The 6,135-nt window shown below is 70.1% G+C and carries 4 protein-coding genes; 2 read left to right on the top strand and 2 right to left on the bottom strand.

Annotation, left to right across the window (positions count from 1 at the left end):
* Positions 1-2,345: ATP-binding protein (locus EBL85_RS07510; RefSeq protein WP_123142561.1), on the bottom strand; the 2,345-nt coding region annotated here is incomplete at its 3' end.
* The gene (locus tag EBL85_RS07505) at positions 2,345-4,438 is read right to left on the bottom strand and encodes a bifunctional diguanylate cyclase/phosphodiesterase (protein ID WP_123142560.1); all 2,094 of its coding nucleotides are present in this window, start codon (positions 4,436-4,438) and stop codon (positions 2,345-2,347) included. The genes EBL85_RS07510 and EBL85_RS07505, both read right to left, overlap by 1 nt.
* Positions 4,439-4,553: 115 nt before the next feature.
* Between EBL85_RS07505 and EBL85_RS07500 the strand changes: the two genes are divergently transcribed.
* Together EBL85_RS07500 and EBL85_RS07495 are read left to right on the top strand one after the other, a co-directional pair.
* A complete protein-coding gene (locus tag EBL85_RS07500; protein WP_123142562.1) occupies positions 4,554-4,892 on the top strand; it encodes an Hpt domain-containing protein in 339 nt (112 codons plus the stop codon).
* Positions 4,892-6,124, top strand: a complete 1,233-nt coding sequence (locus tag EBL85_RS07495) for an EAL and HDOD domain-containing protein (RefSeq protein WP_123142559.1) — start codon at positions 4,892-4,894, stop codon at positions 6,122-6,124. Before EBL85_RS07500 ends, EBL85_RS07495 begins: the two co-directional genes overlap by 1 nt.
* Positions 6,125-6,135 lie beyond the last annotated feature (11 nt).

Here is a 6,135-nt window from a genome sequence, read left to right as displayed (position 1 = left end):
CCGATCTGCTTGGGCACATGGTCATCCATCCCCGCCGCCAGACAGGCCTCACGATCGCTCGCCATGGCATTGGCGGTCATCGCCACGATCGCGACCCGCTGCCCGGCACCGGACTCGCGCGCGCGGATCGCGCGCGTCGCCGCGAGCCCGTCGAGCACCGGCATCTGCATGTCCATCAACACCAGCTCGAAACGTCCGGGCGCAAAGCGCTCGAGCGCCTCGGCGCCGTGCTCGGCCAGCGTGACCACACACCCCCAGCGCTCCAGCAATGCCCGCGCCAGACGTTGATTGATCACATTGTCCTCGACCAGCAGCACCCGCACCCCGGCGAGCAGCGCCGTACCGCCGGGCGCGCCCGAGGGCGCCGGGCGCGGCCCATCCAACGCCCGCAGCAAGCCGCTGACCTCGCCCGGACTCACCGGTTTGGTCAGCACCGCAAAGCCCGCGGCGGCACAGCGTCGCGCCTCCTCGCCCTGCAGCCCATAGGAGAGCAGCGCCAACCGCTCACGTTCGACCAGCCCGGCCTCGACCAGCCGCTCGGCCAGGGCCACGCCACCGTCGCGCGCGGCGATCAGCGCCAGGGTCAACGGCCGCGCATCGCGGGCGCGCATCTCGGCCTCGACCGCAGCGGCACTCACCACACGCAACCCCAGCCGCTCGAGCCAGTCGACCAGGGTGAGGCGCGCACGCGGGTGCGGCTCGACCACCAGTGCCCATCCTCGAGACCGAGACGCCTCGGTCTCGGCTCCGGCGACGAGGGTCTCGTCGAGCGACAACGGCAACTCGACGGTGAAACGGCTCCCCCGACCCGGCTCGCTGTCGACCGTGATCCGCCCCCCCATCAGTTCCACCAGACGCGAGATGATGCTCAACCCCAGCCCGGTGCCGCCGAAGCGGCGGGTGATCGAGACATCGGCCTGACCGAAGACCTCGAAGATCCCCTCGAGCTGGTCGGGGTGGATGCCGACCCCGGTATCGGCCACCGCGAGCGCGACCCACTCGCCCTGGCCGGAGGAGAGGCGCTCCAGGGTGACCCGGATCTCGCCGGCGGCGGTGAACTTGATCGCGTTGTCGCAGAGATTGACCAGCACCTGGCGCAACCGCGCCGGATCGCCGAGGCGCCGCCGGGGCAGCGTCGGGGCAAGCTCCAGGACCAGCTCGACCCCCTTGGCGGCGGCCCGTGTGCCGAGCGGCTTGAGGGCCCCGGCAAGGAGTTCGGCAAGATCGAAGGGGATGTGCTCGAGCTCGACCCGGCCGGCCTCGATCTTGGCGAAGTCGAGCAGGTCGTTGAGCAGCGTCAGCAGGGTCCCGGCCGAGGTGCGCACGATGGTGAGATAGTCGCGCTGGGTCGGATCCAGGTCGGTCTCGAGGGCCAGCTCGGTCATCCCGATGATGCCGTTCATCGGGGTGCGGATCTCGTGGCTCATGTTGGCGATGAAGCGACTCTTCGCCGCGTTGGCCGACTCGGCCATGTCGCGTGCCTCGCGCAGCTCGGCCTCGACCCGCTTCCACGCGGTGATGTCCATGGCGACCCCGGTCATGCGCGGCGCCCGACCGTCGCCCTGATCGCAGGGGGTGGCCTGAACGCGATGATGACGCAGCTCGCCGCCGGGCAGCAGCACCCTGAACTCGGCCTCGAGGTCGCGCGCCTCGTCGAACGAGGCGCGCAACGCCGTCTCCATCCGCGCGCGGTCATCCGGGTGGAGACGGCGCAGCCAGGTCTCTACCCGGCCATCGAACTCGACCGCGTCGAGACCATGCAGGGCCAGCATGCGCGCATCCCAATCGAGTCGGTCCCCTTGCGGGTGCCACTCCCACACCCCGAGCCCGGCGGTGGCCGCCGCCAGCTCCAGGCGCGCGCGCTGATGACGCAGCTCGGTCTCGAACAGACAACCGCGTGCGGCATTGGCGAGACGACGCACCAGCGGCACGAAGGCCCGCTGGAAACGGGTCGAGAGCATGCCGACATCGGCCCCGCGCAGCAACAGCAGCACCCCGAACCCCTCGAGACGGAAGGCGTGGAGTGCACAGCGCGAATCGACCGCCACCAGCGGCAGGCCACCGGGCTGCTGGCGCAATGCCTGATACAGCCCCTGTGGCGTCCAGCGCTCCCAGAAAGCGGCATAGCAGGGGTTGCGCGCGAGGTTGCGCGGCAGCATGCAGCTCAGCGGCGGCGCCGTCGACGAGACCTCTTCGAGCTGGAGCACCGCCGCGCCGCTGCCCTCGAGCAGGCGCACCATGCTGACCAGGAAGCGGCGCACCATGGGCTCGAGGTCGACGCTTTCACCGATGGCCACCGCGAGCGCGTAGAGCACCTCGGTCTCGTCGTTCGGGGAGGTCGCCATCACAGCGCTCCGCCGGGCGGCACGAAGGCGCGCAGCAGCGCTTCGAGCGAAGGTGGCGCCATCGGTCGTCCGATCAGATAGCCCTGCACCTGATCGACCCCGAGCGCCTCGACGAAGTCGCACTGACGCTGGGTCTCGATCCCCTCGGCGATCACCGTCAGCCCCAGGCTCTGCCCCATCACCGTGACCGCGCGCACGATCGCCCGCGCCCGCCGTCCCCGGGTGACGGTGGCGACGAAGGCGCGATCGATCTTGAGCACATCGAGCGGGAAGTGCTGCAGATACTCGAGCGACGAGTAACCGATGCCGAAGTCGTCGATCGCGACCTTGAGCCCGAGCGCGCGACAGCGACCGAGCAGCTCGACGGCGGCCTCCGGCTCCTGCATCGCCAGCCGCTCGGTGATCTCGAGTTCGATACGACCGGGGTCGACGCCGGTGTCGCCGAGCACCCGCTCGATCAGCGTGAACAGCCCGGGGTCGAGGAACTGACGCGCCGAGAGGTTGACCGCGACCCCCAGGCCCGTCCCCTCCCAGGCGACACACTGACGACAGGCCTGCTCCAGCACCCAGGCGCCGACCGGCCGGATCAACCCGAGCGACTCGAGCAGCGGCACGAAGCGCGCCGGCGAGAGATCGCCCCAGCGTGGATGGCGCCAGCGCAGCAACGCCTCGACCGCGACGATCTGCCCCGACTCGAGATCGAGCTGCGGTTGGTAGTGAAGATGAAACTCCTCGCGCTCGAGCGCGCCGTGCAACGCCTGCTCCAGCTCCAGCGCCTCGGCCAACCCCTGACGCAACCGTGGCGCCGAGGGCGCCTCCTCGCTCAGCGTGCCACGCAGCCGCGCCAGACGCTGCGCCTGCTCGGCGAGCGCAAGCAGCTGCTTGGCGTCGTCGCCGTGACCTGGATGACAGCAGAATCCACCGCTCAGGGTGAGCACCAGCTCGCGCCCATCGATCGGATAGGGCCGCCCCAGCGCATGCAACAGACGGGCGAAGCGCGCCTGCAACCTCGGCAGATCGGCCCCGCAGAGCAGCACCCCGAACTCGTCGCCACCAAGCCTGGCCGCAAGCTCCGACGACCCGCCGGACTGTTCGAGCCGCTGCGCCAGGCTACCCAGCAGCAGATCGCCCGCAGGCTCGCCCAGGGCGTCGTTGTGACGATGGAACTCGACCACATCGATCCAGCCGACCAGCAACACCGAACCCGTCACCACCGCCCGGCGCAGCGCCTGCTCGATCTGGCGCAGGAACAGCCGTCGATTAGCCAGCCCGGTCAACTCGTCGTGCAGCGACAGATAGTCGACCAGATCCTCGGTGCGGCGCATCTCGGTCACGTCCTGGAGCACGCCCAACACCCGCTCGGCGTCGTGCTCGGAGTGCTCGCCGACCACCCGCAGCAGCCGCTCGCCATTGTCGCCGCACAGCCGGAACTCGATCTCGAAGGAGCCCTTGCCGACGCGCGCCACCTGCATCATCCGCTCGAGCCGGGGGCGATCGGCGGGGTGGACCAGCGCCAGCACCGAGGACACCCGCTCGAGCGCACCGGCATCGACCCCGAGCAACACGGCCGCGTCATCGGACCAGGACAGCGCATCATCCTCCAGCGACCATTGCCAGAAGGTCAGCCGCGCGATGCCGCGCGCCACCCGCTCGTGCTGACGATTGCGCCGCACCTGCAGGTTGAGTGCACCGGCGTGCAGCGCATAACGGACCCGCTGGCTCAGCAGCGACCAGTTGATCGGCTTGACCATGAAATCGGTGGCGCCGGCCTCCAGCGCCGCCTCGATGGTCTCGACCTCGTCGGCCCCGGTGACCATGATCACCGGCGTGGCGATCTCGACCTCGAGCGCGCGGATCCGCCGGCAGACCTCGAGCCCGTCCATCCCCGGCATGCAGACATCGAGCAGCACCAGATCGGGCTGAATGCGGGCAAAGCACTCGAGCGCCTGGGCGCCATCGGCGGCGGCCTCGACGGCGAACCCCTGGCGGCGCAACGCGCCACAGATCAGCCCCCGGGTCGGGGCATCGTCATCGACGACCAACACCCGCCCGAGCGCACCCGTCCCCTGCGTATCCGCCCCCTGCGTCCCCATCTAGTCCTCCATCTCCCGATGGCCCGCGATCTAAGGTTGAGGCAGGGGCAACCGATACAAACCGTCGCGGCTCGAACGGCACCCAGTCAGCAGCCACAAGCCCGAGGTGATCATCATGCACCATGTCGACCCCGAGACGATCGCCGAGCTGCGCGACCTGCTCGACGAGGAGCTCGACGCCATCATGCTCGCCTTCGCCCAACAGCTCCCCGTCCAGCTCGAGCGCCTGGAGCAGGCCTCACCGAGCGAGTGCGGGGCGCTGGCCCATGCCCTCAAGGGCAGCGCCGGCAACATCGGCGCGACCATGCTGGCCAGCGCGGCCGGCGCGCTCGAACAGGCCGCGCGCGCCGGCGAGCCCGAGACGATCGCCGCGGCCCGCGCGCGATTGCGTCCACTGGCCAGCGCCGCCCTGGACGAGCTGCGCGCGCTCGGCGCGCTGCGCGAGGCGCCCTGATGCCCACATCGCTCCAGAGCGCGGGCGCCATGCGCCCGGTCTTCGTCGGTCGCCAGCCGATCTTCGACGCCAGCGCGGGGATCGTCGGCTTCGAGCTGCTGTTTCGCGCCGGACACACCGACAGGGCCGCGATCGACGACAGCGACCGCGCCACCACCGAGCTGCTGCGTACCGTCTTCGTCGACATCGGCGTCGAGAACCTGGTCGGTGACCGGCTCGCCTTCATCAACCTCTCGCCGCGCTTCATCGGGCGCGAGGTGATCGCCGCCCTGCCCGCCGAGCGCACCGTACTCGAATTGTCGGTCAGCGCCGGGATCGGTCCCCAGACCCTAGCCGCCATCCGTCTGCTCAGGGACCAGGGCTTCAGGGTCGCGCTGCAGTGCACGGGCGCGGGCGCGCTGCCGGCGCACGCGCTCGAGGCCGTCGATCTGGTCAAGCTCGACGCCCGCGCCACCGCGGCACCGGAGCTCGAGGCGCAGTGCGCCCGGCTCGCCGCCCACGGGCTCACCCTGATCGCCGAGAAGATCGAGGACGAGACCACGCTCGCCCGCTGCCGGGCGCTGGGCTTCGATTATTTCCAGGGTTTCTATCTCTCCTACCCCAACGTGATCGAGGGGCAGCGCATGGCCGGCGCGGCGCTCGCGCTGCTGCGCCTGATCGAGACCCTGCAGCGCCCCGATACCACGGTGGCCGAGATCAACCGCAGCATCACCAGCGACGCGGCGCTCAGCCTGGAGATCCTCAGGCTCGCCAACAGCCCCCGCTTCCGTCGCCGCGAACCGATCGAATCGGTCGAGCACGCGATCGTCGTGCTCGGGCGCGACACCATTCGTCACTGGGCGCTGCTGCTCACGCTGCGCCGCACCCAGGGCTCGCCGGTGGCGATCGAGCAGATCCTGATACGCGCACGCATGGGCGAGTTGCTCGCACCCGTGCTCGCACCCGGTGATGCACCCCAGCGCTACTTCACCCTGGGGCTGCTCTCGGCCGTCGAACGCTTCCTCGGCGTCGCGCTCGAGGAGATGGTGGAGCAGGTGCGACTGGGACCGGAGCTGCGCGCGGCCCTGTTCAATCATGAGGGGATCATGGGGCTGGCGCTGGAGATCATCGAGGGATTCGAGCAACCCGACACCCCCTTGCCCGACGACCTCACGGTCACCGCCGAGGCGCTCTCGACCCGCTATATTCAGGCCATCGACTGGGCGCGCGAGACGCTCGACACACTGAAATGAAGGACGATCGA

The sequence above is a fragment of the Marichromatium sp. AB32 genome (assembly GCF_003718675.1).
GTDB classification, from domain to species: domain Bacteria; phylum Pseudomonadota; class Gammaproteobacteria; order Chromatiales; family Chromatiaceae; genus Marichromatium; species Marichromatium gracile.
Note: the sequence above shows the minus strand (reverse complement) of the source record. Positions and strands in the feature narration are given on the sequence as shown.

Excerpts from the sequence above, each read along its gene's own strand:
- EBL85_RS07505 (WP_123142560.1), bottom strand. The coding sequence starts at position 4,438 with ATGGGGACGCAGGGGGCGGATACGCAGGGGACGGGTGCGCTCGGGCGG.
- EBL85_RS07495 (WP_123142559.1), top strand. The coding sequence starts at position 4,892 with ATGCCCACATCGCTCCAGAGCGCGGGCGCCATGCGCCCGGTCTTCGTC.
- EBL85_RS07500 (WP_123142562.1), top strand. The coding sequence starts at position 4,554 with ATGCACCATGTCGACCCCGAGACGATCGCCGAGCTGCGCGACCTGCTC.